At 62.9% G+C, this 26909-nt stretch carries 23 protein-coding genes; 16 read left to right on the forward strand and 7 right to left on the reverse strand.

The window, feature by feature from the left end:
- Positions 1-4 precede the first annotated feature (4 nt).
- The 7 genes from J3P84_RS09255 to J3P84_RS09285 all read right to left on the reverse strand — a co-directional run bounded on the left by J3P84_RS09255 (position 5) and on the right by J3P84_RS09285 (position 10934).
- The gene (locus tag J3P84_RS09255; protein ID WP_434629543.1) at positions 5-2722 is read right to left on the reverse strand and encodes a nitrate reductase; all 2718 of its coding nucleotides are present in this window, start codon (positions 2720-2722) and stop codon (positions 5-7) included.
- Positions 2722-3039 (reverse strand): nitrite reductase small subunit NirD, encoded by a 318-nt coding sequence (gene nirD, locus J3P84_RS09260; protein WP_434629546.1) that lies wholly within the window; start codon positions 3037-3039, stop codon positions 2722-2724. Before nirD ends, J3P84_RS09255 begins: the two co-directional genes overlap by 1 nt.
- Complete coding sequence (gene nirB, locus J3P84_RS09265) at positions 3036-5489, reverse strand: nitrite reductase large subunit NirB (protein WP_434601377.1); 2454 nt, start codon at positions 5487-5489, stop codon at positions 3036-3038. The genes nirD and nirB overlap by 4 nt, the downstream gene beginning before the upstream one ends.
- Positions 5490-5907: 418 nt before the next feature.
- A complete protein-coding gene (locus J3P84_RS09270; RefSeq protein WP_434629549.1) occupies positions 5908-7578 on the reverse strand; it encodes a protein kinase domain-containing protein in 1671 nt (556 codons plus the stop codon).
- Positions 7579-7587: 9 nt separating this feature from the next.
- Positions 7588-8799 carry a nitrate/nitrite transporter gene (locus tag J3P84_RS09275; RefSeq protein WP_305499861.1) on the reverse strand — a complete coding sequence of 404 codons (1212 nt, stop codon included), beginning with the start codon at positions 8797-8799 and terminating at the stop codon, positions 7588-7590.
- A 333-nt stretch (positions 8800-9132) separates the two neighbouring features.
- Positions 9133-9708 carry an ANTAR domain-containing response regulator gene (locus tag J3P84_RS09280; protein WP_047737436.1) on the reverse strand — a complete coding sequence of 192 codons (576 nt, stop codon included), beginning with the start codon at positions 9706-9708 and terminating at the stop codon, positions 9133-9135.
- A 14-nt stretch (positions 9709-9722) separates the two neighbouring features.
- Entirely contained in the window at positions 9723-10934 is a 1212-nt protein-coding gene (locus J3P84_RS09285) for a CmpA/NrtA family ABC transporter substrate-binding protein (protein ID WP_434629553.1), read from the reverse strand.
- Positions 10935-11177: 243 nt separating this feature from the next.
- Between J3P84_RS09285 and J3P84_RS09290 the strand changes: the two genes are divergently transcribed.
- The 16 genes from J3P84_RS09290 to J3P84_RS09365 all read left to right on the forward strand — a co-directional run bounded on the left by J3P84_RS09290 (position 11178) and on the right by J3P84_RS09365 (position 26900).
- Positions 11178-11918: a helix-turn-helix domain-containing protein gene (locus tag J3P84_RS09290; protein WP_434629556.1), complete on the forward strand. Its 741-nt coding sequence runs from the start codon at positions 11178-11180 to the stop codon at positions 11916-11918.
- Complete coding sequence (sctC, locus tag J3P84_RS09295) at positions 11915-13567, forward strand: type III secretion system outer membrane ring subunit SctC (RefSeq protein WP_434629559.1); 1653 nt, start codon at positions 11915-11917, stop codon at positions 13565-13567. Before J3P84_RS09290 ends, sctC begins: the two co-directional genes overlap by 4 nt.
- Entirely contained in the window at positions 13564-14670 is a 1107-nt protein-coding gene (gene sctW / locus J3P84_RS09300; protein WP_434629561.1) for a type III secretion system gatekeeper subunit SctW, read from the forward strand. The genes sctC and sctW overlap by 4 nt, the downstream gene beginning before the upstream one ends.
- Positions 14671-14693: 23 nt before the next feature.
- Positions 14694-16745 (forward strand): EscV/YscV/HrcV family type III secretion system export apparatus protein, encoded by a 2052-nt coding sequence (locus J3P84_RS09305; protein WP_434631244.1) that lies wholly within the window; start codon positions 14694-14696, stop codon positions 16743-16745.
- Positions 16746-16757: 12 nt separating this feature from the next.
- Complete coding sequence (locus J3P84_RS09310; RefSeq protein WP_434629564.1) at positions 16758-17162, forward strand: Invasion protein B family; 405 nt, start codon at positions 16758-16760, stop codon at positions 17160-17162.
- The gene (sctN, locus tag J3P84_RS09315) at positions 17162-18448 is read left to right on the forward strand and encodes a type III secretion system ATPase SctN (RefSeq protein WP_434631247.1); all 1287 of its coding nucleotides are present in this window, start codon (positions 17162-17164) and stop codon (positions 18446-18448) included. The genes J3P84_RS09310 and sctN overlap by 1 nt, the downstream gene beginning before the upstream one ends.
- On the forward strand, positions 18432-18887 hold the full coding sequence (locus tag J3P84_RS09320) for a type III secretion protein (RefSeq protein ID WP_434629567.1): 456 nt from the start codon (positions 18432-18434) through the stop codon (positions 18885-18887). The genes sctN and J3P84_RS09320 overlap by 17 nt, the downstream gene beginning before the upstream one ends.
- Entirely contained in the window at positions 18884-19759 is an 876-nt protein-coding gene (locus J3P84_RS09325; protein WP_434629569.1) for a SpaN/EivJ family type III secretion system needle length determinant, read from the forward strand. Before J3P84_RS09320 ends, J3P84_RS09325 begins: the two co-directional genes overlap by 4 nt.
- A complete protein-coding gene (locus tag J3P84_RS09330) occupies positions 19756-20679 on the forward strand; it encodes a FliM/FliN family flagellar motor switch protein (protein WP_434629571.1) in 924 nt (307 codons plus the stop codon). The genes J3P84_RS09325 and J3P84_RS09330 overlap by 4 nt, the downstream gene beginning before the upstream one ends.
- Entirely contained in the window at positions 20672-21331 is a 660-nt protein-coding gene (locus J3P84_RS09335; RefSeq protein ID WP_434629574.1) for an EscR/YscR/HrcR family type III secretion system export apparatus protein, read from the forward strand. The genes J3P84_RS09330 and J3P84_RS09335 overlap by 8 nt, the downstream gene beginning before the upstream one ends.
- A gap of 8 nt (positions 21332-21339) precedes the next feature.
- Positions 21340-21594, forward strand: a complete 255-nt coding sequence (locus J3P84_RS09340) for an EscS/YscS/HrcS family type III secretion system export apparatus protein (RefSeq protein ID WP_434629577.1) — start codon at positions 21340-21342, stop codon at positions 21592-21594.
- A gap of 2 nt (positions 21595-21596) precedes the next feature.
- Positions 21597-22400 carry a type III secretion system export apparatus subunit SctT gene (gene sctT / locus J3P84_RS09345; RefSeq protein ID WP_434629579.1) on the forward strand — a complete coding sequence of 268 codons (804 nt, stop codon included), beginning with the start codon at positions 21597-21599 and terminating at the stop codon, positions 22398-22400.
- Positions 22375-23409 (forward strand): EscU/YscU/HrcU family type III secretion system export apparatus switch protein, encoded by a 1035-nt coding sequence (locus tag J3P84_RS09350; RefSeq protein WP_434629582.1) that lies wholly within the window; start codon positions 22375-22377, stop codon positions 23407-23409. The genes sctT and J3P84_RS09350 overlap by 26 nt, the downstream gene beginning before the upstream one ends.
- Before the next feature lie 129 nt (positions 23410-23538).
- Positions 23539-24030, forward strand: coding sequence for a type III secretion system translocator chaperone SicA (gene sicA, locus J3P84_RS09355; protein WP_434629585.1), 492 nt, complete (start codon positions 23539-23541; stop codon positions 24028-24030).
- Positions 24027-25796: a type III secretion system translocon subunit SctE gene (gene sctE, locus J3P84_RS09360; protein ID WP_434629588.1), complete on the forward strand. Its 1770-nt coding sequence runs from the start codon at positions 24027-24029 to the stop codon at positions 25794-25796. The genes sicA and sctE overlap by 4 nt, the downstream gene beginning before the upstream one ends.
- 24 nt (positions 25797-25820) lie before the next feature.
- Positions 25821-26900, forward strand: coding sequence for a cell invasion protein (locus tag J3P84_RS09365; protein WP_434629591.1), 1080 nt, complete (start codon positions 25821-25823; stop codon positions 26898-26900).
- The last annotated feature ends 9 nt before the right edge of the window (positions 26901-26909 follow it).

Here is a 26909-nt window from a genome sequence, read left to right on the forward strand (position 1 = left end):
TTCCTCACGAGATCGCGGCGACCGGTTGCGCGGTGGCAACCAGCAGGCGCTTGATTTCCGGTACGCAGGAACCGCACTGCGTGCCGCAGCCCAGTTCTTTTTTCAGGCCCTGCAAATCCAGGCCGCGCTCGATGCCCGCGCAAACCGCACGCTGGCTGACATTCATGCAATTGCACAGCGTCTTCCCACCAGCCGTGGCGGCGCCGGTGTTACCCGGCGGTGCGCTCAAGGGGGCCAGCAGCCAGCGCCGCAACTGGTCGTCGGCGCGCCCTTCCAACCAGAGGTTTTGCAACCAATGCCGGGCCAGGGTTTCGCCGGCCAGGCGAATGGCGGTGATGCGGCTGTTTTCGATCCGTACCCGCTTGCCAATGGCGCGGCGCGGGTCGTCATAGGCCAGGACCGGGCCTTCGATCAGCCCCAGCTGTTCGTCGATCGCCTGCAAAAGCTGCGGTTCGGGCGCCACGGCGCTGGCAGCGCGTATCAGCAACGCTGGACGGTCGCGGCCGGTCAGGCTCAGGCTGACGTAGGAAAACGCCTCACACAGCGGACGCAACGCCTCCAGATGCTGTTGAACATTGCCTTCAACCAGGGCGAAAAGCTGCCAGGGCAGGTTCACTGGTTCCAGGCGTACGCCGCTGTGCTTGAGTTCCGGCTGTTTCGACAACGGGTCGAATGCCGGTTGAGTCAGGATGTTGACCCCGCCCTTGAGAAACCGGTCGCCCCAGTGCATGGGCAGGAAGGCCTGGCCGGGGCGCACGCTGTCGTCGCTGTCCACGGCCACGATCACGCTGCCGCGACGGCTCTTCAGACTGACCAGGTCGCCGGACTGCAGGCGATGGCGAAGCAATTCGTCGGGATGCAGGCTGAGCACCGCTTCGTTCACATGGCCGAACAACTGCGCGGCGGTACCGGTACGGCTCATCCCGTGCCACTGGTCGCGCAGCCGACCGGTGTTCAGCGTCAGGGGGTAGCGTGCGTCGCGCAATTCCTTGGCGGCGCGATAAGGGTCGGCCACGAATCGGGCGCGGCCGCTGTCAGTCGGGAAAATCCCGTCCCCGTACAAGCGCGCTGTTCCGACCGTGGCGCCCTCCGGGAAGGGCCATTGCTGAGGGCCGAGGCGGTCGATCACGTCATGGCTGATTCCGGACAGGTCCAGGTCGCGGCCACGGGTCAGTTGCTTGTATTCATCGAACAAATGGGCTGGGGTTTTAAAGGCGAACAGGCTGGGCTGGCCGGGGCGCAGGCGTTTCTCCAGTCGTTGCGCGAAATCTACCGTGATCGCCCAGTCCGGCCGTGCTTCACCCGGTGCGTTTATCGCCCGGCGAACGTGGGAAATGCGTCGTTCGGAGTTGGTGACCGAGCCTTCTTTTTCGCCCCAACTGGCCGCCGGCAGCAGCAGGTCGGCAAAGGCGGCGGTTTCGGTAGTCCGGAAGGCCTCTTGCAACACCACGAACGGGCAAGCTTGCAGGGCTTCGCGCACGGCGGCCTGGTCCGGCATCGACTGGGCCGGGTTGGTGCAGGCGATCCACAGGGCCTTGATCTTGCCGCTGCGTACCTGCTCGAACAATTCGATAGCGCTCAAGCCTGTGGTGCTCGGCAATTGCTCCACGCCCCAATAGCTGGCGACCTCGGCGCGATGCTCCGGATTGCCGGCTTCGCGATGGCCCGGCAGCAGGTTGGACAGGCTGCCGGTTTCGCGGCCGCCCATGGCGTTGGGCTGGCCGGTCAGCGAGAACGGTCCCGCGCCCGGTCGGCCGATCTGGCCGGTGGCCAGGTGCAGATTGATCAGGGCGCTGTTTTTTGCGCTGCCGGCAGTGGACTGGTTCAAGCCCATGCACCACAACGAGAGGAAACTTGGCGAGGTGCCGACCCACTCGGCGCATTGGTGCAGTTGCTCGACGCTGATCCCGCACAGCTGGGCAACCATGGCGGGGGTGTAGTCGCGCACCAGATTCTTCAGGTCCGCCAGGCCTTCGGTGTGGGCCTTGATGAAGCTGCGGTCGACCCAGTCTTCCCACAGCAGCAGATGCAAGATCCCGTGGAACAAGGCGACATCGGTGCCAGGCAGGATCGCCAGGTGCAGGTCCGCCAGGTCGCAGGTGTCGGTGCGCCGAGGGTCGATGACGATGACTTTCATCTGCGGCCGGCGGGATTTGGCTTCTTCGAGCCGACGAAACAGGATGGGATGGGCGTAGGCCATGTTACTGCCGACGATCATCACGCAATCGCTCAGTTCCACATCCTCATAGCTGCAAGGTGGCGCGTCGGCACCCAGGCTGCGCTTGTAGCCCACCACGGCGGAGGACATGCACAGCCGGGAATTGCTGTCGATGTTGTTGGTACCGACCAGCGCCCGGGCGAGTTTGTTGAAGGCGTAGTAATCCTCGGTCAGCAGTTGGCCGGAGATGTAGAACGCCACGCTGTCCGGTCCGTGCTCGGCAATCGTGTCGGCGAAGACGTTGGCGGCATGGTCCAGGGCGCTGTCCCAATCGGTACGGCCACGGGCCAGGCCTTTGCCCAGCCGCAGTTCGGGATAGAGGGCGCGCGCGGCGAGGTCGCCGGTCAAGTGCAGGGTCGAGCCCTTGCTGCACAGTTTGCCGAAGTTGGCCGGATGGGTGGGATCGCCACTGACGCCGAGAATGCGCTCGCCGTCATGTTCGATCAGCACGCCGCAACCGACCCCGCAATAACAGCAGGTCGAGGCAGTCGTCTGGCGGTTCATCAGCTTGCGTCCCGCAGGGCCAGCATCACCCGGCCGTTCTCGACGCGGGCCGAATGATGATGGGCGCAGCCCACGTCCGGGGCCTGGGCCTGGCCGGTTTCCAGGTCGATCTGCCAGTTGTGCAGCGGGCAGGCCACGCGCTTGCCGTAGATCAGGCCTTGGGACAGCGGGCCGCCCTTGTGCGGGCAACGGTCGTCGAGTGCGAATACTTCATTGTCGCTGGTGCGAAAAATCGCGATATCGCCTTTCGGCCCGTTGATGATGCGTGAGCCCAAGGCGTTGATGTCTTCCAGCGCGCAGATATCCAGCCAGTTCATGCCAGTACCTCCAGGTTCTTCACGGGGATGACCTCGAACTCTTTTTTCAGCTGCGGTTGTTCCAGCCGTTGTTTCCAGGGGTCCTGCTCCAGCGACAGGGAAAACTTCAAGCGCTCGTGCAGGGCCTTGCGCCGCTCCGGGTCTTCCAGCACGGCTTTCTTGATGTGTTCCATGCCGACACGCTGCATGTAGTGCACGGTGCGTTCGAGGTAGAAGGCTTCTTCGCGGTACAGCTGCAGGAAGGCGCCGTTGTATTCGCGCACTTCTTCGGCGGTCTTGAGCTTGACGAAAAACTCGGCGACTTCGGTCTTGATCCCGCCGTTGCCACCGATGTACATCTCCCAGCCGGAATCTACGCCGATGATGCCGACGTCCTTGATGCCCGCTTCCGAGCAGTTGCGTGGGCAACCGGAGACCGCCAGCTTCACCTTGTGCGGCGACCACATGTTGAACAGGTCGTGTTCCAGCTCGATGCCCAATTGGGTGGAGTTCTGCGTGCCGAAGCGGCAGAACTCGCTGCCCACGCAAGTCTTCACGGTGCGAATGGATTTGCCATAGGCGTGGCCGGACGGCATGTCGAGGTCTTTCCAGACGCCGGGCAGGTCTTGCTTCCTGATGCCCAGCAGGTCGATACGCTGGCCGCCGGTGACCTTGACCATGGGCACGTTGTATTTGTCGGCCACGTCGGCGATGCGGCGCAGCTCGGATGGGTTGGTCACGCCGCCCCACATCCGTGGGACCACCGAGTAGGTGCCGTCTTTCTGGATGTTGGCGTGGGCCCGCTCGTTGATCAGGCGCGACTGCGGGTCATCCTGGGCTTCGCCGGGCCAGGTGGAAATCAGGTAGTAGTTCAGGGCCGGACGGCAAGTGGCGCAGCCGTTCGGGGTGCGCCAGTTCAAGTAACCCATGGTCCCGGCGATGGTCAGCAGGTGCTGGTCGCGGATCGCCTGGCGGATCTGCCCATGGTTGAGGTCGCTGCAGCCGCAGATGGCTTTTTCGCTTTTCGGCTTGACGTCCGCCGCGCCGCCCACGGTGTTGATCAGGATCTGTTCCACCAGGCCGGCGCAGGAGCCGCAGGAGCTGGCGGCCTTGGTGTGTTTTTTCACGTCATCGACGCTGAACAGGCCGTGTTCCTGGATCGCCTTGACGATGGTGCCCTTGCACACGCCATTGCAGCCGCAGACTTCGGCGGTGTCGGCCATGCTCATGGCTTTGTCCTGGCCTTGATGGCCGACGTCGCCCAAAGCGTTTTCGCCAAACATCAGGTGATCGCGGATCTCGCTGATGCCATGGTTCTCACGGATCTGGCGGAAATACCAGCCGCCATCCGCGGTATCGCCGTACAGGCAGGCGCCGACCAGCACGTCATCCTTGATGACGAGCTTTTTGTAGACGCCGCCGATCGGGTCGGAAAGGGTGATGGTCTCGGTGCCTTCGCCGCCCATGAAATCCCCGGCGGAGAACAGATCGATACCGGTGACTTTCAACTTGGTCGACGTCACCGAACCCTTGTAAGTGGCGAAGCCCAGTTGCGCGAGGTGATTGGCGCAGACCTTGGCTTGCTCGAACAGCGGCGCCACCAGGCCATAGGCGGTGCCGCGATGGTTGGCGCACTCGCCGATGGCGTAGATGCGCGGGTCATAGGTTTGCATCGTGTCGTTGACGAGGATTCCGCGGTTGCACGGAATGCCGGATTTTTCCGCCAGTTCGGTATTGGGCCGGATACCGGCAGCCATCACCACCAGGTCGGCGGGAATGATGTCGCCGTTCTTGAACTGGACCGAGCCGACCCGGCCGTTGCCGGCGTCGTGCAAGGCCTGGGTCTGCTCGCTGAGGCGGAATTTCAGGCCACGGTTTTCCAGGGCGGTTTGCAGCAGCTGGCCGCTGGTCTTGTCCAGTTGGCGTTCCAGCAGCCATTCGCCGATGTGCACCACGGTCACGTCCATGCCGCGCAGTTTCAAGCCATTGGCGGCTTCTAGGCCGAGCAGGCCGCCACCGATGACCACCGCGTGCTTGTGGGTCTTGGCCGTGTTGATCATGGCCTGGGTGTCGGCGATGTCGCGGTAGCCGATCACGCCATCCAGAGTGTTGCCAGGGATCGGCAGGATGAACGGCGTGGAGCCGGTGGCGATGAGCAGGCGATCGTATTCGGCTTCGCTGCCGTCTTCGGCGATGACCCGGCGCTTGACCCGGTCGATCTCCACCACCTTGCGGTTGAGCAGCAGCTTGATGTTGTTGTCCAGGTACCAGCTCAGGTCATTGAGCACGATTTCTTCGAACGTCTGTTCCCCGGCCAGCACGGGCGAGAGCAGGATGCGGTTGTAGTTGGTGTGGGGCTCGGCGCCGAAGACCGTGATGTCGTAGAGCTCGTTGCTCAGTTTGAGCAGTTCCTCGAGGGTGCGAACCCCGGCCATGCCGTTGCCGATCATTACCAGTTTGAGTTTTTTCATCAGGGTTCTCCGCAAGCTCAGGCCCGTTTCATCACGGCGGTCGGGCTGGCTCGGCAATTTTTTCGAAAACAAAAAAAGGCGTCTCGCTAGCAAACTAGCGAGGACGCCTTTGTCCTGGTCCCGTTCTCTCGGGAAGCACCGCCTTCATCGTTGGAGGCGTTGCTTTATGTATGGTGGAAGAGGTTATGCAGTGGTTGTGCCAAGTGGCGCGAGGGCTTGGATTTACTGGAGGAGGCGCGGATTGGCCGCGTTGCGGGGGGATTTATTGCACCGAATCAAAGCGTGTTGCCCGGTAATGGAGCGTCAGCCTTGGCACAGGTAGCGGCTGTTACACCGCTTTCGCGAGCAGGCTCGCTCCCACAGGAGACCGCGATCAACCTGTGGGAGCGAGCCTGCTCGCGAAGGGGGCAACTGGGCTTCAGCTATGAAACACCAGAAACAGCAGCACAACATTCACCACCAACGACACCAGCGCCAACGTCCGCCAGACCTTCAGCGGCTCCCGCTCAAGCAATGGCCGGGGCCTTACGCTCAAGCTTCGCCGCTCGCCCTGTTCCAGCTGCAACAGCCATTCTTCTGCCGTTTCAAAGCGCTGCGCAGGGTCTGCCGCCACGGCGCGTTCCAGGCTCTGCCCGAGCCATTCGGGCAGGTCCGGTCGATAACGATTGGCGCTCACGGGCACACCAAAGCGCGGTCGCTGGAACGCTTCGATTTCGCCGTAGGGGTAATGCCCGGTCAGCAGGAAATACAAGGTCACGCCGACCGCATATAAGTCCTGTTGCGCCGTCGGCGCGGCGCCGCCGAAGGCTTCCGGCGCTATGTAGCTGGGGGTGCCAGGCAAGACGTTGGCCTGGTCTTCGGACAAACCGGGGCAGTACGCCAGGCCAAAATCCAGCAAGCGCAACTCCCCATCGTCGCCCTGGTGCAGGTTCTCCGGCTTGATGTCGCGGTGGTAGATCTGCCTTCGATGCAACAGGCCCACCGCGCGCACCAGTCGCTGCGCCAGCTCCAGCCATTGAGCCAGGGGCAACGGACCGCCCTGGTTGAACAGTTCGGCCAGGGTCGCGCCCGGATATTCACGCATCACGTAGTACAAATGCTGACGCTGCGGAACGCCATGCACCTCCGGAAACTGCCGACCCGCGACCCGCTTGAGAAACCATTCCTCCGACAACAGCGCCTGGCCGGCGCGGGTGTCGTCCCGTAGCTGCACGGGCAAGGTTTTCAACAGCCAGGGTAGGCCCTGACCATCGTGTACCCGGTAGAGCAACGATTGCTGGCTCTGGCCGAGCAGGCTTTCGATCTGCCAGCCTTCGAACACCTGGCCCGCCTTCAGTGCAGGGGGCAGCGGCCACTGTTGCAGTTGGATCAGCGCGTCGCCGATGCTCGCTTCGCCCACCGCATCGACCCGCACCAACAGCGCGCTGGCGTTGTCCTGGCTACCGGCCAGGTGCGCGGCGTTGACCAGCGTCTGCGCCGCGCGATCCAGGTCTGGCTGGTCGCGCAGGATGCCGGCAATGGCCGTGTCCCCCAGTACCGCCCAGACGCCGTCGCTGAGCAGCACGAAGGTTTCATCTTCACGCAGCTCACCGTCGAGGAAGTCGAGTATCAAATGCTGATCCAGCCCCAAGGCACGCTTGAGCACATGTTGCATGCCCTGTTGTTCCCAGACGTGATCTTCGCTGACCCGTTGCAAATGGTCGGCGTGCCACCGGTAGACCCGGCAATCGCCGACGTGGGCCAGGGTGAAGCGCCGCCCCCGCAAGACCAGCGCGCTGACCGTCGTCAGCAGCGGTTGGCCGCCACCGTTGGCTTGCAGCCAGCGATTCTGCGCCAGCAGCAGCCGGTCCAGCGCCTGGGCCACGCCCCAGGTCTGCGGCGTGGAGTAGTAGTCCAGGGCGAGTGCCTGCAAGGTCGAACGCGCGGCCAATCCGCCATCGGCGCATTGGCTCACGCCGTCGGCGATGGCGAACAGGTAACCCTTGCTGGCGGCCAGGGCCGGGGCGGGAGTGACCAGGCGCAGGGCGTCCTGGTTTTCCTCTCGGGGACCGGTAGCGCTGGCTTCGGCAAAACTCAGTTGCAGGCTCATGGTTGCAGGTTATACCCGAGCCGCGGTGACCGCTGCCGAACCCCAGGTGGTCCTCCAGCGACGCTTGACCCCGTGCAGGCCGAACCAGGCCAGGACACCGAGGCTGGCGAACAACCACAGCGCCAGCTGGTAGCTGCCGGTGCTCTGCTTGATCGCGCCCATGCCCGCCGCCAGGGCGAAGCCGCCGATGCCGCCGGCCATGCCGATCAGCCCGGTCATCACGCCGATCTCGCGACGAAAACGTTGTGGCACCAGTTGGAACACCGCGCCGTTGCCCGCACCCAGGCCGAGCATGGTGCAGACGAACAGGGCCAGCGCCGCGTAGGAACTCGGCAGGTTGAAGCCGACCGCGGCGATGCAGACAGCCGCCACGGTGTACATGCCCAGCAGGGTGCGGATGCCGCCGAAACGGTCCGCCAGCGCGCCACCCAAGGGCCGCATCAGGCTGCCACCGAAAACGCAGGCCGCGGTGTAGTAGCCGGCGGTCACCGGGCTCAGGCCATATTGGTCGTTGAAGTAGCCGGGCAGGGCGCTGGCCAGGCCGATGAAGCCGCCGAAGGTCACGCTGTAGAAGAACATGAACCACCAGCTGTCGCGGTCACCGAGGGCCTTGAGGTAGTCAGCCATGGATTTGGCCTTGGGCCGCTCCGGTGCGTTCTTGGCCAGCCAGGCGAACAAGACCAGGGTAATCACCAGCGGGATCACCGCGAAGCCGAACACGTTGGTCCAGCCGAAGGCCACCGCCATCACCGGAGCGATCAACGCGGCAAGCACGGTGCCCGAGTTACCGGCACCGGCGATGCCCATGGCCTTGCCCTGGTGCTGTGGTGGATACCACTGGGAAGCCAGCGGCAGGGCCACGGCGAACGAAGCGCCGGCCACGCCCAGAAACAGGCCCAGCAGCAAGGCTTGTTCGTAGCTGTGGATGCCCAGTTTCCAGGCGCAGAACAGCGCGCCGATCACGATCACCTGGCCGACCATGCCGGCGGTCTTCGGTGAAATGCGGTCGGCCAGCAGGCCCATGAACAGGCGCAGCACGGCGCCGGCGAGGATTGGCGTCGCGACCATCAGGCCGCGTTGCTGGGTGGTCAGGTGCAGGTCGGCGGAGATCTGTACCGCCAACGGGCCGAGCAGGTACCAGACCATGAAGCTCAGGTCGAAATAGAGGAAGGCCGCGAACAATGTCGGGGTGTGGCCGGATTTCCAGAAGCTTGAATTCATCGCGCACCTCAGCTGTAAAAGTCTCGAGAAATGAGTCAGTGCTTTGAGCAGTGCGCCGTCTGTGGTCGCACCACCGGCCCCGCGGGGCCAAAACAAAAAAACGCCGCAACCCGGATCGCCAGAGAGGCGAGGAGGGTGTGCGACGTCTTTGTCGTAGGTGGGGCAACCGCCGTTGGTTACCTGTGGGGTTGCTTAAGCGAGATCTGTGCCAACCTGCGAGGTTTGGGGGAGGCCTTCGCGAGCAGGCTCGCTCCCACATGGAATCAGAGTGTTCTCCGAACCTGTGGGAGCGAGCCTGCTCGCGAAGGCGGCTGGTCAGGCGCTACAAGGCTTTCAGCCGAGCAACTCGTTCATGGCAATGATCTGCTCCGCCACTTGGATCAGCTTCTGCTGGCGGCTCATGGCCTGGCGGCGCATCAGGGTGTAGGCCTGTTCCTCGTTGCAGTCCTTCATCTTCATCAGCATGCCCTTGGCCAGTTCGATGCGCTTGCGTTCGGCCAGTTGCTGGTCCCGGGCCAGGAGTTGCGCGCGCAGGGCCTGGTCGCTTTCGAAGCGGGCCATGGCCACGTCGAGGATCGGTTGCAGGCGTGCGGCATGGATGCCTTCGACGATGTAGGCGCTGACGCCTGACTTGATCGCCTGGCGCATCACATCCGGGTCGTGCTCGTCGGTAAACATGACGATCGGTCGTGGCTGGTCACGACTGACCAGCACCACTTGCTCCATGACGTCGCGCCCGGGTGACTCGGTATCGATCAGGATCACGTCCGGACGCACCGTTTCGACGCGCGCCGGCAGGTCGATGGTCAATCCGGATTCGTCGATCACCTCGAATCCGGCTTCAATCAGGGCCGCCTTGAGACGCCCGACTTTTTTCGCGGTGTCGTTGATCAGCAGGATACGCAGCATAATCGAGGCTCCTGTCAGCGGCTGGCGAGAAGGGGAGCCGCATCGCTCAAGGCGTGCAGTTTGAAGCTGCGGGCATACCCGACCGGGTCCGAGCCGTCCCAGGTCGTGCCGTCGATCAGTTGACTGCTGCGCATGTCCTGGCGAGGCGACGTCACGCCCAGCGCCGCGCAGGCTTCACGATACAGCTTGAGCTGTTGGACCTGGCGGGCCACGGCCAGGTAGTCCGGGTCTTCGCGCAGCAGACCCCAGCGCCGGAACTGGGTCATGAACCACATCCCGTCGGACAGGTACGGCAGGTTCACCTCGCCGTCCCCATGAAAGCGCATGGCGTGGGGATCCTGCCAGCTGTTGCCCAGGCCGTCGGCATAAATCCCGAGCAGGCGCGGCTCGATGCAATCGAGCGGAGCGTCGAGGTATTCCGGGGCGCTCAACAATTGCGCGGTACTGCGGCGGTTTTCAGTGCTTTGTTCGATGAAGCGGCTGGCTTCGAGGATGGCCATCACCAGCGCGCGGGCAGTGTTGGGGTATTGCTCGACAAACGCGCGGGTACAACCCAGGACTTTCTCCGGGTGGTCGGGCCAGATGGTCTGGGTAGTCGCCAGGGTAAAACCGAGGTTCTGCTTCACGGCGCTGGCGCACCAGGGCTCGCCGACGCAGAAACCATCGATGCGCCCGGCTTGCAGGTGCGCGATCATCTGCGGCGGTGGCACCACTACGCTGTCGACATCCGACAACGGATGAATGCCCTGGGCGGCGAGCCAGTAATAGAGCCACATGGCATGGGTGCCGGTGGGAAAGGTCTGGGCGAAGGTCAGTTTCGGGCGAGTTTGGTGCACATGCTGCTCCAGTGCCTCAGGACTGGTCACGCCTTGCGCCTGCAAACCATGGGACAGGTTGATGCTCTGGCCGTTCTGGTTCAGCCCCATCAGCACGGCCATGTCGGTCGGCGCGACGCCGCCGATCCCCAGGTGCACGGCATAAATCAGGCCGTACAGGCTGTGGGCCGCGTCGATTTCACCGCTGACCAGCTTGTCCCGCAGGTTGGCCCAGGAGGCCTGGCGCTTGAGGTTCAGCGTCAAGCCGTAGGGCTGGGCGAAGCCCTGGGTGGCGGCCACGACCACCGGGGCGCAGTCGCTCAGGGCCATGAAGCCGAGGTTGATCGCGCTCTTTTCCGGGGCATCGCTGCCATTGACCCAAGCCAGGGGGGGGGCTGGAATTTCATTCATCGCGCATCACCTTCCGCATAAAAAAGCGCCGTGCCCGGACCGATGCCAGAGCAAGGCCGGAGGACGACGCCGTTGTCCTTGAAACAGTGTGGCACTCATTCCGCCATTGGGATGGGTGCCGATGAACACGAAGGGTGCAAGGCATATGCCAGCTAGCGCCTCATCACCTTCCCATCAGGATTGCGGGCGGCGTGCCTTGCATCCTGTCGCTCCTTTCATCGCCACCTGGCAAAGGAGACGGATGTGCAGGAAAAATCGTTTTGCTTCCCGGCCTCGCCTGATCTGCGCGGGCGAGTGCTGCACCTGCGTGTTGCCCTGGGCCCGGTTCAACTGAACGCGGGGCAGCCGGGCCTCGGTCAGACACTGCCGTCCGGGTGGGAGGGGCTGCTGGTGCTGAGCGATTCGCTGCAATTTCACGGCGGCGAATTGCACGTCACACCGATTGACGAAGCGCCGTTGGTGAAGCTACTGGCTTTTTTCGACATGAGCGCTGCCTTCTCCGGGCAAAAGGCCGATGTTGCGCCGTGGGCGCTGTTGCCGGTAAACGAAGAAATCGTCCGCTCGCCGCAGCGCCTCGAACGCTGGTACATCGAGCAGGCGATGCGCGGCACCGAGGCCTATCACACGGTGGCCAACCTGTTGCGTCACCACGAGAGTTACGGGCTGGTGCGTTTTCTGTTGGAGCAGGGCACTCACAGCGAAAAGCTCAACACCCTGGCACAGCGCTACGGCGTCTCGGTTTCGCATTTTCGCAGGCTTTGCCGACAGGCCCTGGGGAGCGCGGCCAAACCGGCCCTGCGTGGCTGGCGCACGGCCCAGGCGTTACTGGACATGAGCCTGCGGGACTGTTCCCTGACCGACGTGGCGCTGGAGTTCGGCTTTGCCTCTTCTTCGCATTTCTCTCGGGAGATTCGTCAATTGGTGGGTTTTACGCCCAGCAGCCTGGCTGACATTACCTACTTGCCCAGGCCAGTGAACCGATGACACGCCGATTGTCCCTTACCGCTCTTCTCGTCTATTGCCTGGGCATCGCGGCGCTTGCGCCCGTTGTCGCGCAGGCCGATGTCTATGCGTTCGAAGCCAGGGAGCAGAGCGCGCGGACGTTTTTCAGCGAATTGTCCGCAGCCTTGGGCAAGCCGGTGATTGTCAGCAAGGCCGCAGCGGTCAAGCGGATCGGTGGGACGTTCGACCTGCGTACGCCGCAGCGGACTTTCGAGCGAGTCAGCGCGCAGATGGGGTTGATCTGGTACAGCGATGGCCAGGCGATCTACCTGTATGACGCTGCGGAATTCAAGAGCTCGATGATGTCGCTGCAAACCCTGACCGTGGCCAGGCTACAGGCATTCCTCGGGCGTTCCGGACTGGATGATCCGCGTTATCCGTTGCGCCACGACGGTTTACGGACCTTCCATGTGTCGGGGCCGCCGATCTATGTCGACCTGGTGACGCAAGCCGCAAGCTTGATGGACAACCAGCGCTCGGAGCTGCTGCTGGGCAAACAGCAGATCGGCGTCATCCATGTGCGCAACACCTTCGTCGGTGACCGCAAGTATGAGCTGCGTGACGACAAGGTCACCGTCCCCGGGCTGGCCACGGTGATCGAGCAGTTATTGCAGGGTGAGAAGCGTGGGGTCGAGCCGGTAGTGGCGCAAGCCCCCGCGCAACAAGCGCGTGGATCGATGCCGCAGTTCCCGTTGGAGGGACTGGCAAACGCCTCCTCGGACCAGGACCCGCTGGCACCACGGATCATTGCGCGGGAGCTGGCCGCCGGCAACATTCGGGTGGTGGCCTATCCGGATACCAACAGCCTGTTGGTCAAGGGGCTGCCGGAGCAGGTCCACTTCATCGAAAATCTCGTCAGTGCCCTGGACACGCCGAAACGACACGTCGAGTTGTCGTTGTGGATCATCGACCTGCACAAGGATGAGCTCAATCAACTGGGCATCAACTGGCAAGGCGCATTGAAGTCGGGCGGCCAGTTCAGTGCATCGCTCAACGCCGGTTCGGCCACCACCCTGGACGGTGTTTCGTTCGTCACCCAGGTCATGGCGCTGGAGCGTACCCAGCGGGCCAACGTCGTCTCGCGCCCGGTCATCCTGACGCAAGAGAACGTGCCGGCGATCTTCGATAACAACCGCACGTTCTACGCGCCGCTGGTAGGCGAGCGCAGCGTCGATCTGCAGCATGTGACCTACGGCACGCTGGTGAGCGTTCTGCCGCGTTTCGCCCAGTCGGATGAAATCGAGATGCTGCTCAATATCGAGGACGGCAACGAGGTGGAGAACCCCGGCCAGGGCGAACAGCAAGGGGCTTTGCCGACGGTCGGGCGCACGCGTATCAGCACCGTGGCGCGGGTGCCACAAGGCAAGAGCCTGCTGGTCGGCGGGTTCACCCGCGATGACCACGGCGAGCAGATCGGACGCATCCCGGTGCTGGGTTCGATTCCCTGGATCGGCAGGTTGTTCAGCTATCGCCAGAGCCGCTCGGCCAACACGGTTCGGGTGTTCCTGATCCAGCCCAAGGAGATCGTCGATGCCCTTGAGCCGGCCACGCTGGAGCAGGGCGCAGAAGTGCTGAGCCCGGAGCTGCACGAACGGGTGCGCCGAATGTACTTCCGGATGTCGGAGAAATGATCCTGACCCCGACTTCCCCAGGTGGGCGAGCCGCCCAGGCGCGCTTGAATACCGAGAAGGCCGCCGAGCAACGCCAGCCGTCAGTCGACGTCGAGACGGGCCCGGACGACAGCGCGACGGCCGCGGTGGCGCAGCGCATCGTGCAGATCAGCGACGAACTGTCGGCGGCGCTCGCACAGTTCCGTGGCCGACGGTTGTTCGAGCTCAAGTCAGGCACCCAGGCCGATACCTTCGAACGAGTGCTCGAGGACGATACCGTGCCCAAGGCGCGCCAGGTATTGAGCCTGGCCCGGCTGGCGGACAAACCTGTCGACTGGTTGCTGCAGATGGCACGCAGCCTGTTTCCCGATGACAGCGATCTGGTGCTGGTGCTGCGAGCGTTGTTGCGCCGCCGCACACTCGAAGCCTCCACGCGGCAGCGACTCACGGCGCTGAAGCAGACGGTGGTTGCCCAGGCTGATCCCAAGCGCATGAACGCCGGGATCAATGCGGCGCTCAAGGCGCGAATGTCTGGTTCGACCATGGCGGTGCGGGCCAGCCTGCTACGCGAGACCTACCGCGATTTCCTCGAGTCCGACGAAGGCTCGCTCGGTTGCTACCAGGACTGGATTGCCCAGTACGGCGCGCCACAGCGCATGAATGTGCTGGCCTTCATCGAGGCCGCATTGCTGACCGACATCAGTGCCCAGGACCCCAGTTGCTCGCGCATCGAGTTCGGCCTGCTTTTTGCCAGGGTGACCGATATCAAGCGCCTGCGCTCGGCCGACCAGCTGTTCGTCGGTGCTGTGCTCGACGATGGGCTCATCTGCCGGCACAACCCCCACGAGGCCGATTGGCTGGTGTTCCTGCTCGGCGTGTTGACCTGCCCCGATGATCTCGACCAACTGTTGCTCGGCACAGTGGGCGAGCAGGTGCTGCTCAGTTCCCACCGTGAACGCTCGATGTTGCTGCAAGCCGTGCGTCGGCTCTGCCTGCGCTTGCCCGCGCCACTGTTCGTCGACGAAGCCGCGCCGCAGCGCCTGGCCTTGCAGTTCACGCGCCTGGCCGATGTTGCCCATGCCCACGAGTGCATCGAGCAGCACCGCAGCGAGACCCAACCATGATGTCCTCCCGCCCCCCGGCCTCGCTGCTCAACGTCTTTCTGCGCAATGTCAGTGCTCGCCCGGAGCTGCTGATCCTGACGTTGATGGTGATGATCATCGCCATGCTGATCATTCCTCTGCCGACGGTGCTGGTGGATTTCCTCATCGGCCTGAACATCGTCATTTCTCTGCTGGTGTTCATGGGCTCGTTCTATATCGAACGCATCCTCAGCTACTCGACGTTCCCGGCATTGCTGCTGCTGACCACGCTGTTCCGCCTGGCGCTGTCGATCAGCACCAGCCGGCTGATCCTCAGCCAGGCCGATGCCGGGGAGATCATCGCCTCGTTCGGCGACTTCGTGATCGGCGAAAGCCTGGTGGTGGGGTTCGTGATTTTTTCCATCGTCACGATTGTCCAGTTCATCGTGATCACCAAAGGCTCGGAGCGGGTCGCCGAAGTGGCGGCGCGCTTCTCCCTGGACGGCATGCCCGGCAAGCAGATGAGTATCGACGGCGATCTCAAGGCCGGTGCCATCGATGCGACCCAGGCGCGGGAAAAACGCAGTGTGCTGGAGCGCGAAAGCCAGTTGTACGGTTCTTTCGACGGTGCGATGAAATTCATCAAGGGTGACGCAATCGCCGGCATCATCATTATTTTCGTCAACTTCATCGGCGGCATGGCCATTGGTGTCGGGCAGATGGGCATGGACATGTCCACGGCCCTGTCGACCTACACCCTGCTGACCATCGGCGACGGCCTGGTCGCACAGATACCCGCGCTGCTGATCGCCATTGGCGCAGGTTTCATCGTCACCCGGGTCAACGGTGACGACAGCAACCTGGGGCGCAACATGCTCGCCCAGATGCTCGGCAACCCGTTCGTCCTGGGTGTGACCGCGCTGCTGGCGGTGGGCGTGGGCCTGTTGCCCGGTTTTCCGTTGCTGACATTCCTCTCGATCGCCAGTGTGCTGGGGCTGGTTGTGTTTGTTCGCCATCGCCGCTCGTTGCGCCAGGCGGGGGCGGACGAAAGCCGCGTCGAACCCGCCGAACAGGGCGCGGTCCAGGGCGAATCGGGGTTGCTTGATAATGTCGACAACATCGCGACAGAAACCATTGCGCTGATGCTGCTGGTGCCCACGGCACGCCTGCAGGAGCTGGAAAAGAACCGCTGGGCGGCGCGCTTTCGCAGCCAGTTCTTCGTCGACTACGGGCTGCGCATTCCGGAGCCGCGGCTACGGGCCAGCGAAGCGCTGCCGGCGCATCAAGTGGCGGTGCTGATCAACGAAGTGCGCGCCGAACAGTTCGATATCCATTTCGACCATTGGCGCCTGCTGGACTATTCCCCCGAGCTGGAACCGCTGGGCTTTGCCCTGGTGCGCGGCGACGACAGCAATCGCCTCGGCGGAGTCTGGGTCAGCGCCGCCGACCGGGAGCGGGTGCAACAGTTGGGTTACCACCTGCGACCGGCTGACGAAGAATGCTACCGCTGCCTGGTCACGTTGCTGGCGCGCAACATCCAGGAATTTTTCGGCGTGCAGGAAACCAAGCACCTGCTCGACGAAATGGAAACGCGGTATCCCGATCTGCTCAAGGAAGTCTATCGCCACGTCACGGTGCAAAAGATCGCCGAAGTGCTGCAACGGCTGATCGGCGAGCGCATTTCGGTACGCAACATGAAGCTCATCCTGGAGGCACTGGCCCTTTGGGCCTCCCGCGAGAAAGACGTACTGGCGCTGGTCGAGCACGTTCGCGGCGCGATGGCCCGCTATATCAGCAACAAGTTTGCCCGGGGCAACGAGCTGCCGGTGTTGCTGTTGTCGGCGGAATTCGAGGACGTGGTACGCCGTGGCATCCGGCAGACCTCGGGCGGCCATTTTCTCAACCTGGAACCTTCCGAGTCGGAAGAGCTGATGGACCGACTCAGTGTCGGCCTGGACAGTCTGCACATCGCCCACAAGGACATGGTGCTGCTGTGTTCGGTCGACGTACGGCGCTACATCAAGCGGCTGATCGAGGGGCGTTTCCGGGAGCTGGACGTCATGTCGTTCGGCGAAGTTTCCGAGACCGTCTCGGTCAATGTCATCAAGACGCTCTAAGGAACCCTGCAAATGATACCGATGGATATTGCCGGCCTGTTGCGCGAAGCACTGCGTCACAGCGGTTGCGTGGACAGTCAGATAGGGGACTTCGACAGCCACGGCACGATAGCGATGCAATTAAGCAATCTGCCCGATGTGCATCTGGCTATCGTCGAAGGCGATACGTGGCTCTGGGCAGCAGTCGCCGAGGCGATGCCACAGTCGTTGAATTATTGTGCTTTCGATCTGCTGCAGTTCCTGCTCGAAGGCAACCCGTTTTCCCGTACCGGGCAACTGCACCTGTGCGAAGTCGAGGGGCGGCTGGAGTTGCGTTTGCTGGCCAACGTCCAAGCCCTGAGCGATGCCGAGCATCTGGCCCAGGCGCTCGATTCCTTTGTGCAGGGCCTTGGACGCCTCCTGGAAATCCTCCGTTGATCAACTTCCGGCTGGAACGACGGGCGGCCCATCCGTTGCGCCTGAGCGGTCCCTTGATCGAGGCGGCGTTGAGCGAGGTGGTCATTGGCGAGATCTGTGAGGTGCGTCGGCACTGGCGCTCGCCCGACATCGCCGCCAGGGCCCAGGTCATCGGCTTCAAGCCCGGTGCGGTGCTGCTCAGTTTGCTTGGCGATGCGAAAGGCCTGTCCCGCGAATCGATGATCGTGCCGACGGGCTCGTCCTTGCAACTGACCTGTAGCGACGCCTTGCTTGGCAGCGTGGTCGATCCGCAGGGCGTCGTGGTCGAGCGCCTGGCGCCGGCGACGTTGACCGTCCAGCGCGACTGCCCGGTGGATGCCGATCCGCCGTCGTACCAGCAGCGGCGGCCAGTCGTGGAACCCTTGCGAACCGGCATTCGGGTCATCGATGGTTTGCTGACCTGCGGAGTGGGCCAGCGCATCGGCATTTTTGCCGCCGCCGGCTCCGGCAAGACCACCCTGATCGACATGCTGATCGAGCACACGGACGCAGACGTCTTCGTGGTCGGCCTGATTGGCGAGCGCGGGCGCGAAGTGACCGAGTTCATCGAGCACCTGCGCCAGTCGCCCAAGCGCTCTTGTTGCGTGGTGGTGTACGCCACTTCGGATTTCTCCTCGGTGGATCGCTGCAACGCAGCGTTACAGGCCACCGCCATCGCCGAATATTTTCGTGACGAGGGACGGCGCGTGGTGTTGCTGCTGGATTCGCTGACGCGCTACGCCCGCGCGCGACGCGATCTGGCCCTGGCGGCTGGCGAAGCGCCGGCGCGGCGCGGCTATCCGGCCTCGGTGTTCGATGCCTTGCCGCGTCTGCTGGAACGACCCGGGGTGACCGCCTCGGGCAGCATTACCGCCTGGTACACGGTGTTGCTGGAAAGTGACGACGAGCCGGACCCGATCGCCGAGGAGATTCGCTCCATTCTTGACGGCCATGTTTACCTCAGCCGTGCCCTGGCGGCCAAGGGGCACTACCCGGCAATCGACGTCCTGCGCAGCGCCAGTCGGGTGGCGACGCAAGTCACCTCGCCAGAGGTCCGGCAGTTGGCTGCGGCGGCCCGGGAGATCCTGGCGCGCCTGGAACGGTTGCAGGTTTTTCTCGACATGGGCGAATTCAGCCCGGGTGCCGACGCCGCCAACGACCACGCGCTGCAACGTCGCGACGCGCTTGACGGGTGGCTGCGCCAACCGACAGCCGAATATTGCGCGCCGGACGAAGCACTGCGGAGCCTGCATGAACTCCTTGCATGATCGACGGCGCTTGCTGGCCTTCAGTCTGTTTCGCCGGCAACGCGGCGAACTGGCGGTGGTGCGCGCCCAGCGTCAGTTGCAGCCGCTGCTGCGAGAACGCGCCGGTTTCGATGAACAGGAAGCTGCGCTGCGACGCCTGCTGGCCAGCCATCGGGTGAACGATTGTGTGCTGGATCACGGACAACTGTTGACGCTGCTGCGCACCCAGGCGGTGATCCGCCGGAGGATCGACGTGTTGCGCGTCGAGCGTGACCGCGTCGAGCAGCAGTGCCGGCAGGCCGAGCAGCATTTGCTCGGGCAACGTGAGCTGCTGCGTTCATTGCAGCGCCGACATGACAAATATGTGGATTCAGTCCAGCGACTGGTGCGCGCGCAACGGCTTGAAGCGGCGCGCCGGGAAGAGCGGGAGCTGGAAGAGATGATCGGAGTTCGTCGATGAGCAAGATATCCGTGGTTCCCACTCGACCGATCCAGATCGAGGATCCCGCCGACCAGCGTTCGAGCGATGAGCACCGGACCGAGCTGGTTCCGGTGCAGTTGGACGAGCTGCCGCAAGGTGTCCTTGACCTGATGGCTTTGCTGATACGGCCGGGACCTGCCGAACCCCGTGGCGCAATGGCCTGGCACACGACAGTCGCTGCCCGGCGAAGCGTGGAAATTGAATTCGACGGCACTGCACCGATTGTCCAGGCGACGATGGATATCGAACCAGACACCGTTCAGCCGAATCTCCGGGCAGCCATGCCTTTTTCGGAAAAGCCTTTGTTGTCCGCTACACCGGTACAACAGGCGTTGCCACAACGTCCGGAGCCGGCGGCATCTGTTGTCGACAAGGTGATGCCGGCAGCGCTTGCACTTTTGCCCGAGCCGATAAACCGTCCCCTCGCCAGTGATACGCCAACGGCCCCCATCGGCGCCGAACAGATACCCCAACTGCCGTCGAATCTTCAAGCCCCGCGCCAGGTGTCGTCAGTTGTTTCCGTGCAGCGCCCGCTGCCGCCCATGCCGTCCTCGACAACCGACGCCTTGGTTGAAGCACTGCCATCGGCAGACCGGGGCTTGTTGCAGATCCCTTTCAACAAAGGCGCGGCCAGTGGTCAGGTGGTCATCAGCCGCGGGCCTGAAGAGCCCACTCGGAACCTGACGCTCAGCCCAAGCAATGCCTTGGTGTTCGAGCAGCTCAAGGAGCCTTTCGAGCTGGCCCGCGAGCCGGCCTGGCGACTCGCTGAACGTGGTGGCGAACAGCAGCGCCAAGGGTCGCAGCCATCGCCGGATGAGGATCAGGATGAATCGGCGGAGCATTCGGCATGAGCGCGCTGAAGCTGCGCCGCGTCGACGCTTCGGCGCACGCTCATGCCCAAGCGATTCAACGCTGGCGGCGTGCCGGGCGGGACGCGGGGCTGGAGCAGATGCCGCAGCGTCGCGGCTATCTGCGATTTCGCGCGCAGGGCGAGGGGGGCGGCTGGCAAGGGTTGATCATGGCCCACGACTGGTTGCATCACTCGATCCCCACCCTGCAACCGTTGCTGACGGCCGAATGCCCGTTGCCGAGTATCGTCGCCTTGTTTCGAGCCGTGCCACGGCCCTTGTTGCCGGACGTGGACGAGCTGGGCTACCGGGATCTGTGCGACATCGAATGCGTCGCCCCGACGCGATTACCCACTTACCCCTTGCCATGGATCGCGACGCCGCGGGGACGCCTGTGGTTGCAGCAGCTACCGACGCCTGGCACTGCCTGCGTCCCTTTGGAGGCGGATTCATGGCTGAGCGATCTGCCGTTGCGACTGATGTTCGTATTGGGCATCAGCCACCTGAGCCTCGCCAGTCGCCTGCGCCTGGCTCAGGGCGATGTCCTGCGGATCACCCGGCTGACCCGGCAGTGCTTTTTAATACAGCAATGCCTTGGCACTTTCACCTTGACCCAGGAGGGTTTACGCATGCAACCAACGCTGGCTGATGCCTGCCCGGAAGAAACGTCGGGGCCCGGCGCGCAGATCGACCTGGGGGCGCTCCCGGTGCGCCTGGAATTCGTCCTCGCCACCCATGCAACCGATCTGGCCATGCTCGCGCAGATCAGCGACGGGCAACTGATCCCTCTGCCCGGGGATGTCGCGCGAAACATCGAGGTCCGTGCCAACGGCAAGCCTGTCGCCCGTGGTGAGCTGGTGCAGTTGGACGGACAACTTGGCGTTGAACTGCTGGACGTCTATCGGGACCGTGGCGATGAATGATGTTTCGCTGATCGCCTTGCTGGCCTTCGCCTCGCTGCTGCCGTTCCTGGTGGCGGCAGGCACTTGCTACATCAAGTTTTCCATTGTCTTTGTCATCGTGCGCAACGCCCTGGGCTTGCAGCAGGTGCCGTCGAACATGGCCCTCAATGCAATTGCGCTGATGCTGGCGATTTTTGTCATGACGCCGGTCGTCAAGCAGGGCCACGACTATTACAAGACCGAAGCGGTGGCTTTTACCGATATCGAGTCGGTGGTGAATTTCGCCGAGAACGGCCTGGGCGGCTACAAGGATTACCTGCGCAAGTACACCGACCCGGAACTGGCGCTGTTTTTCGAGCGGGCCCAGGCGGTCCAGGATGGAACCGACGCAGACCCGCCGGCCGATGAAGAACTGACGCCGTCTTTGTTTTCGCTCCTGCCGGCCTATGCGCTGAGCGAGATCAAAAGTGCCTTCAAGATCGGTTTTTATCTGTACCTGCCCTTTGTGATTGTGGACCTGGTGATTTCCAGCATCCTGCTGGCGTTGGGCATGATGATGATGAGTCCGGTGATCATTTCCGTACCGATCAAGCTGGTGCTGTTTGTCGCACTGGACGGCTGGGCGCTGCTGTCGACCGGCCTGGTCAAGCAATACCTGACGCTGCTGGCATAGGCGCGGCCATGAATGATCTGGTTTATGCCGGTAACAAGACCTTGTACTTGATCCTGCTCATGGTGGCCTGGCCGATCATCGTCGCCACGGTAGTCGGGCTGGTGATCGGGTTGATCCAGACCGTGACCCAGTTGCAGGAACAGACGCTGCCCTTCGGCTTCAAGTTGCTGGCGGTCGCGGCGTGCCTGTTCCTGCTCTCGGGGTGGTACGGCGAAACCCTGCTCGATTTCAGTCGTGAAGTCATCCGCCTGGCGTTGGGTTAGCGATGTCCATGACGCTGTTCTTCGAACTCTATGCCGGGTTTGCCGCCGCAACACTGGGCGTGGCTCGCCTGGCACCGATTTTTTTCATGTTGCCGTTTCTCAACAGCGGTGTGCTGACCGGCGTGGCACGCCACGCGGTGATCCTGCTGGTGGCGCTGGGGTTCTGGCGTTACGTCGGCGTGCCCGCGCCAGCCCTCGACAGCCTGGCGTTCTTCGCCCTGATGCTGCGCGAGGCGGGTATCGGTGTGCTGTTGGGCGTGCTGCTGTGCTGGCCGTTCTGGGTGTTGCATGCCATGGGCAACCTGATCGACAACCAGCGCGGCGCGATGCTCAGCAGCACGGTGGACCCGGCCAACGGCGTCGATACTTCGGAGCTGGCGAATTTTCTCCAGTTGTTTGCCGCTGCGGTCTATCTCGAAGGTGGCGGCATGTTGTTGATGCTTGAGACCGTCAGTCATAGCTATCGCATCTGTGCGCCGGCGAATCACTGCCAGGTGATCCTGCCTGCCGTCCTGGATTTGCTGGATGCGCTGGTGAGCAAGACGCTGGTCATCAGCGCGCCAGTGGTGGCGACGTTGCTGATCAGCGAGGCCTTGCTCGGCTTGCTCTCGCGTTATGCGCCACAGATGAACGCCTTTTCCGTGTCGTTGACGGTCAAGAGCCTGGTGGCACTGGTAGTCCTGATCCTGTATTTCGGCGTGCATCTGCCGGATGAAGTCCTGCGCATGGGCATGCAGGCTGATGGGTTGGCGCGCTATCTGGAAAGCGGAGAGGCCAGTCATGTCGTCCAGCGCGTCGAAGACTGAAAAGCCCACCGCCAAGCGGCTCAGGGACGCGGCGCGCAAAGGGCAGACGTTCAAGGCCAAGGACCTGGTCATCACCTGCCTGACCCTGTGCGGCATTGCCTACATGGTATTCAACAGCTCGCTGGTCGAGATCATGGACGTTTATCGGCGCATCATCGCCAGCGATTTTCAGGCGGATCTGCAAGGTTACTCGGCGACGTTGGTGCTGCTCGGCCTCAAGACGCTGTTGCCGCTGTTGCTGGTGTGTGTACTGACCAGCGCGCTGCCGGCGTTGCTGCAAAGCGGTTTTGCCCTGGCCAGCGAAGCGTTGAAGCTCAATCTGGACGCCTTGAACCCGGTCAACGGCTTCAAGAAACTGTTCAGCCTGCGGACCGTCAAGGACACCTTCAAGGCGTTGTTGTACCTGGTCAGTTTTGCCATGGCGCTGTGGATCGTCTGGATCACTCAGCGGCAGCTACTGTTTGCCCAGTTGTTTGTCCAGGCGCCGGAGTTGTTCGCGATCTGGGGGCACTTGTTGCTGGTGCTGGTGCTGGCCTTCCTCGCCTGCGTCCTGCTGATCGTCGTGCTCGATGCTCTCAGCGAATACTGGCTGTTCATGAAAGACCAGATGATGGACAAGGACGCGGTCAAGCGTGAACACAAGGAGCAGGAGGGCGACCCGCAGATCAAGGGCCGCCGCCGTGACCTGCACATGGAACTGCTGTCGGAGCAGGTCAAGTCCGATGTGCGCAGCTCGCGCATGATCATCGCCAATCCGACCCACATCGCCATCGGCGTGTATTTCCGCCCGGAAATCACCTTGCTGCCGTTCATCTCGCTGATGGAAACCAACCAGCGCGCCCTGGCCGTGCGGGCATATGCCAAGGAGGTGGGCGTGCCGGTGGTCAACGACATCGCCCTGGCCCGGCGGATTTTCAAGACCCACCAGCGCTACAGCTTCCTCCAGGTGCAGGAAGTCGAGGAAGTGCTGCGCCTGCTGATCTGGCTCGAACAGGTCGAGCAGGCTTGAAGGACAACCAGGCTTGGCGGGGGAGCAATCGCGGCACAACGGCATGAGCGCAATCTGGCAGCGGCCTTTCAGCGTTTTTGGCTCAATGCATCGGTCAGCAACGCTGGCGTTTTCTCAGGAGTGTGGCGGATGAGTCGCGACAACAAACAAGACGAGCAGGTAGCCCTGGATGTCGTCGACGCCGTGCTCGGCGGCGCGGCGTTGAAGGATGTGCAAGGCATCACCGACGAACACATGGACAGTCTGTATGCCTTTGCCTTCCAGTTCTATGAACAGGGGCGGCTGGACGATGCCGAGAAGTTCTTCCACTTCCTGTGCATCTACGACTTCTACAACAGCCATTACTGGATGGGACTGGCTGCGGTGCATCAACTCAAGCAAAACCACCAGAAAGCCATCGACCTGTATGCGATTGCCTTTGCCCAGGGCAAGAACGACTACCGGCCCATGTTGTACACCGGCCAGTGTCACCTGGCCTTGGGCAAGGTCGGCAAGGCCCGGTTGTGTTTCGAGTATGTACTGGAACAAACCACGCAAGACGAGCTGCACGAGCAAGCCAGGGTATATCTCGACACGTTGGCTCGCATGATGGAACAGCAAGGTCCGGAGGACCGCACATGAGCGAAATAAGGACGACTGGCCACCCGGGGCATCACGGCCCCATGAGCCGTGGCGAGGCCTTTGAAAAATACGCCGAGGCGGCCGTCAAGGCCGCACGGACGGTGGACTACCAGAAGGCCGGGCAGGACGCCTTGGCACGCCTGATGTCGGTGAAGTACGAAGGCCGCGACGGTCAGCCTGGTGCCAACGCAGGCAAACCCGTACTGCAAGCGCCGCCTCCGCGCGCCGACGGCGGCAAGCCGGATACCAGTGGCGATCTGTTCACGCTGTTGATGGCAATGATCAACGAGCTGATCGGCGAGGTCGACGTCAAGAAGCTGAAGAGTCGCCTGGCAATGCTCCAGAGCATGGCCGGTGCCAGGCAGCAAGGGCACGAAAAGTTGTCCGCCGAATACACCGCTGCCGTCCAGGCGATGGAAGTTGCCGAGGGCGACGTCGGCAGTAGCCAGCAACACCTCGAGCAGTTGCGTGAACGGGTCGCGCATGCCCAGGGAGGGCTGGACGAAAGCGAGGCCCGGCTGATGAAGCTCGACCCGCAATCGCCGGAATACACGCGGGAGCTGGCGCGTCGCGACCAGCTCAAAGGCGAGCTGGCGAGCCACACCCAAGCCTTCAAGCTGGCAACCGATGCTCATCTGAAATTGATCGAAGTGGCCAACGCCTGTGCCAAGGCGGTGAGCGAAACAAGCGCAAAAGTGCATGCCTCCGGCATCAACACGCCCGGCGCTCGGCAAGCCGACGAAAAAGCCCTCTCCAGTGGGGCGCAAGCGTTGTTGAGCCGTTTGCAAATCATCGAGCTGCTCGGCGAGTCGGCGAAAAACAAGGAGGAGCTTAACCAGGAGCTTTTCCAGGAGCTGCAGACCAGGCTCCAGGCCCACATGGAACGTGAGTCGGAGAAATACCTGGAAGAAGTCCGCAAGGCTGAGGCATTGCAGAAAACCATGGGCTGCATCGGCAAGATCGTTGGCGCGATATTGGCCATCGCGACAATTGCCGCCGGTGTCTTGACCGCCAATCCGGTGCTGATCGCGGTGGGCGTGGTCGGCGCGGCCGTGATGATCGCCGATTCGGTGATCAAGGATAAAACCGGAGTGTCGTTCATGGGCGAAGTCATGAAGCCGCTGACCATCGTCATGCAGGAAGCCATCAAGCTGTTCACCGAGCTCTACACCAGGTTGCTGGTCGGCCTGGGCGTCGATGAGGACAAGGCCAAGGAAATCGCGCAGATCGCCGGCATGATCCAGGGGATCGTCGCGACGCTGGCCGCCGTCGCGCTGGTAGCCGTGGTCGGGGCGCAGGTGATCGGGCCGATGCTCAGCGCCGTTGCTTCGAAACTTGCCTCGATGGTCGCCCAGGCCGCACCCGCGGCGATGCAGGCGATGAAGCAAGTGGCAACCTCGGTCGGCAATACACTGACCCAGATGCTGACGCAACTGCGCAGCATCATTACCAACGGCGCCGATCCGGTAACGCTGGCGCGCTATGCCGCCAACCTGGAGATCACCCAGGCAATCACCGAATTCGGCAACGTGGCGGTGCAAGGCGGATTACAGATCAAGAGCGGCCAGCACCAGGCCCAGGCGGCCGTGCACCTCGCCGATGTGCGGGTGCGCATGGCCATCAGCGAGGAAGTCACCACCTACCTCACCCGAGTGGTCGAGGACTACGGCCAGGCAATGCAGGCCCGTACCCGTCAGATCGAACAACTGTTTGCCGACCTGCAACGAAGCCATTCCGTCAGCCTGCAAATGGCCCGGCACGTCTGACATCCCATCCGACAGGAACCCATCATGACCCTCATTACCACCACGGTCGGGATCGTTCCCGCTGCCGTTCACCACGACTCGTCCAACGACACAGGGCCGAGCGGACCTTCGCGGGACAAGTCCCTCGCGGGTTCGCCGATGCTCGACCGGATCACCGCGAAGCAGGTACTCCAGGACAGCCAGTTTCCGACGCCATCGGTTACGGAACTGGAAAACCGGATCAACGCCTATCAGCCTACTGAATCCGATCGAAAGGACTTCGATGAAGCCCTGTCGATGGTCGGCGAAGACGTGCGCAACGACCTGGTGTTTGACCCGGGCGCCTGGGAGAAACATGCCAACGTTCTGGTGGCCGCGATCATCGCGTTGAACATCGCACGGGTCGCCAACGCGCAGCTACGCGGCCACTTCGGCGTCATGGCCGCCGAGGCGGCCAAGGCCCAGGGGGCGGCTATCGTCGATTCAGGGCGGGCGGCGCTCAACAGCGCCATCACGTCGGCGGTCGTGTCCGGCGCCATCGCAGGCTTCGCCATGGTCAAGACTTTCCAGGGCCAGAATCTCAAGCATGCGGATATCGACCTGAACAAGCGCAACACGCTGGATGCCGGCAACGTTGAGCGCGACCTCAAGCTTGAGCGCGAGCGCAATGACTGGAATCCGGATGCCACTTACAAGCTCAAGACACTCGATGACTTCGGTCGCCCGACGACAGTCGATTTCAAACCCAAGGGGGCGGCACTGACACAGCAGGAACAGGCCTGGTTCGACGGCGAGATCCTCAAGGCCCAGAAGGTCGGCCAGACCTCCGACTGGTTGAGCCAGATGGGCAGCAAGGGCATCGAGAAGAAACTGGAAATCGGGCGCGCACTCAACGCGATGTCGATGAGCATGAGCCAGGTCGTGGCGAACACGGTACGCATGGCCGAGCACGCGGCGCGGGAAAAGGAGGTGTTGATGCAGAGCGCCCAGGCCAGCCAAAAGACCTTGGGCGATGAGGTTGGGCAGAAAGACGCAGCGGAAGCGGCGCTGGTGCAAAAACTGATGGAAATGGTGATGCAGCTCTTTCAATCGCGGAGCGATGTCATTCGTGCCCTGACGGCCTAGGAGTCAATC

It is taken from the genome of Pseudomonas sp. Z1-29 (assembly GCF_051131995.1).
Classification (GTDB): domain Bacteria; phylum Pseudomonadota; class Gammaproteobacteria; order Pseudomonadales; family Pseudomonadaceae; genus Aquipseudomonas.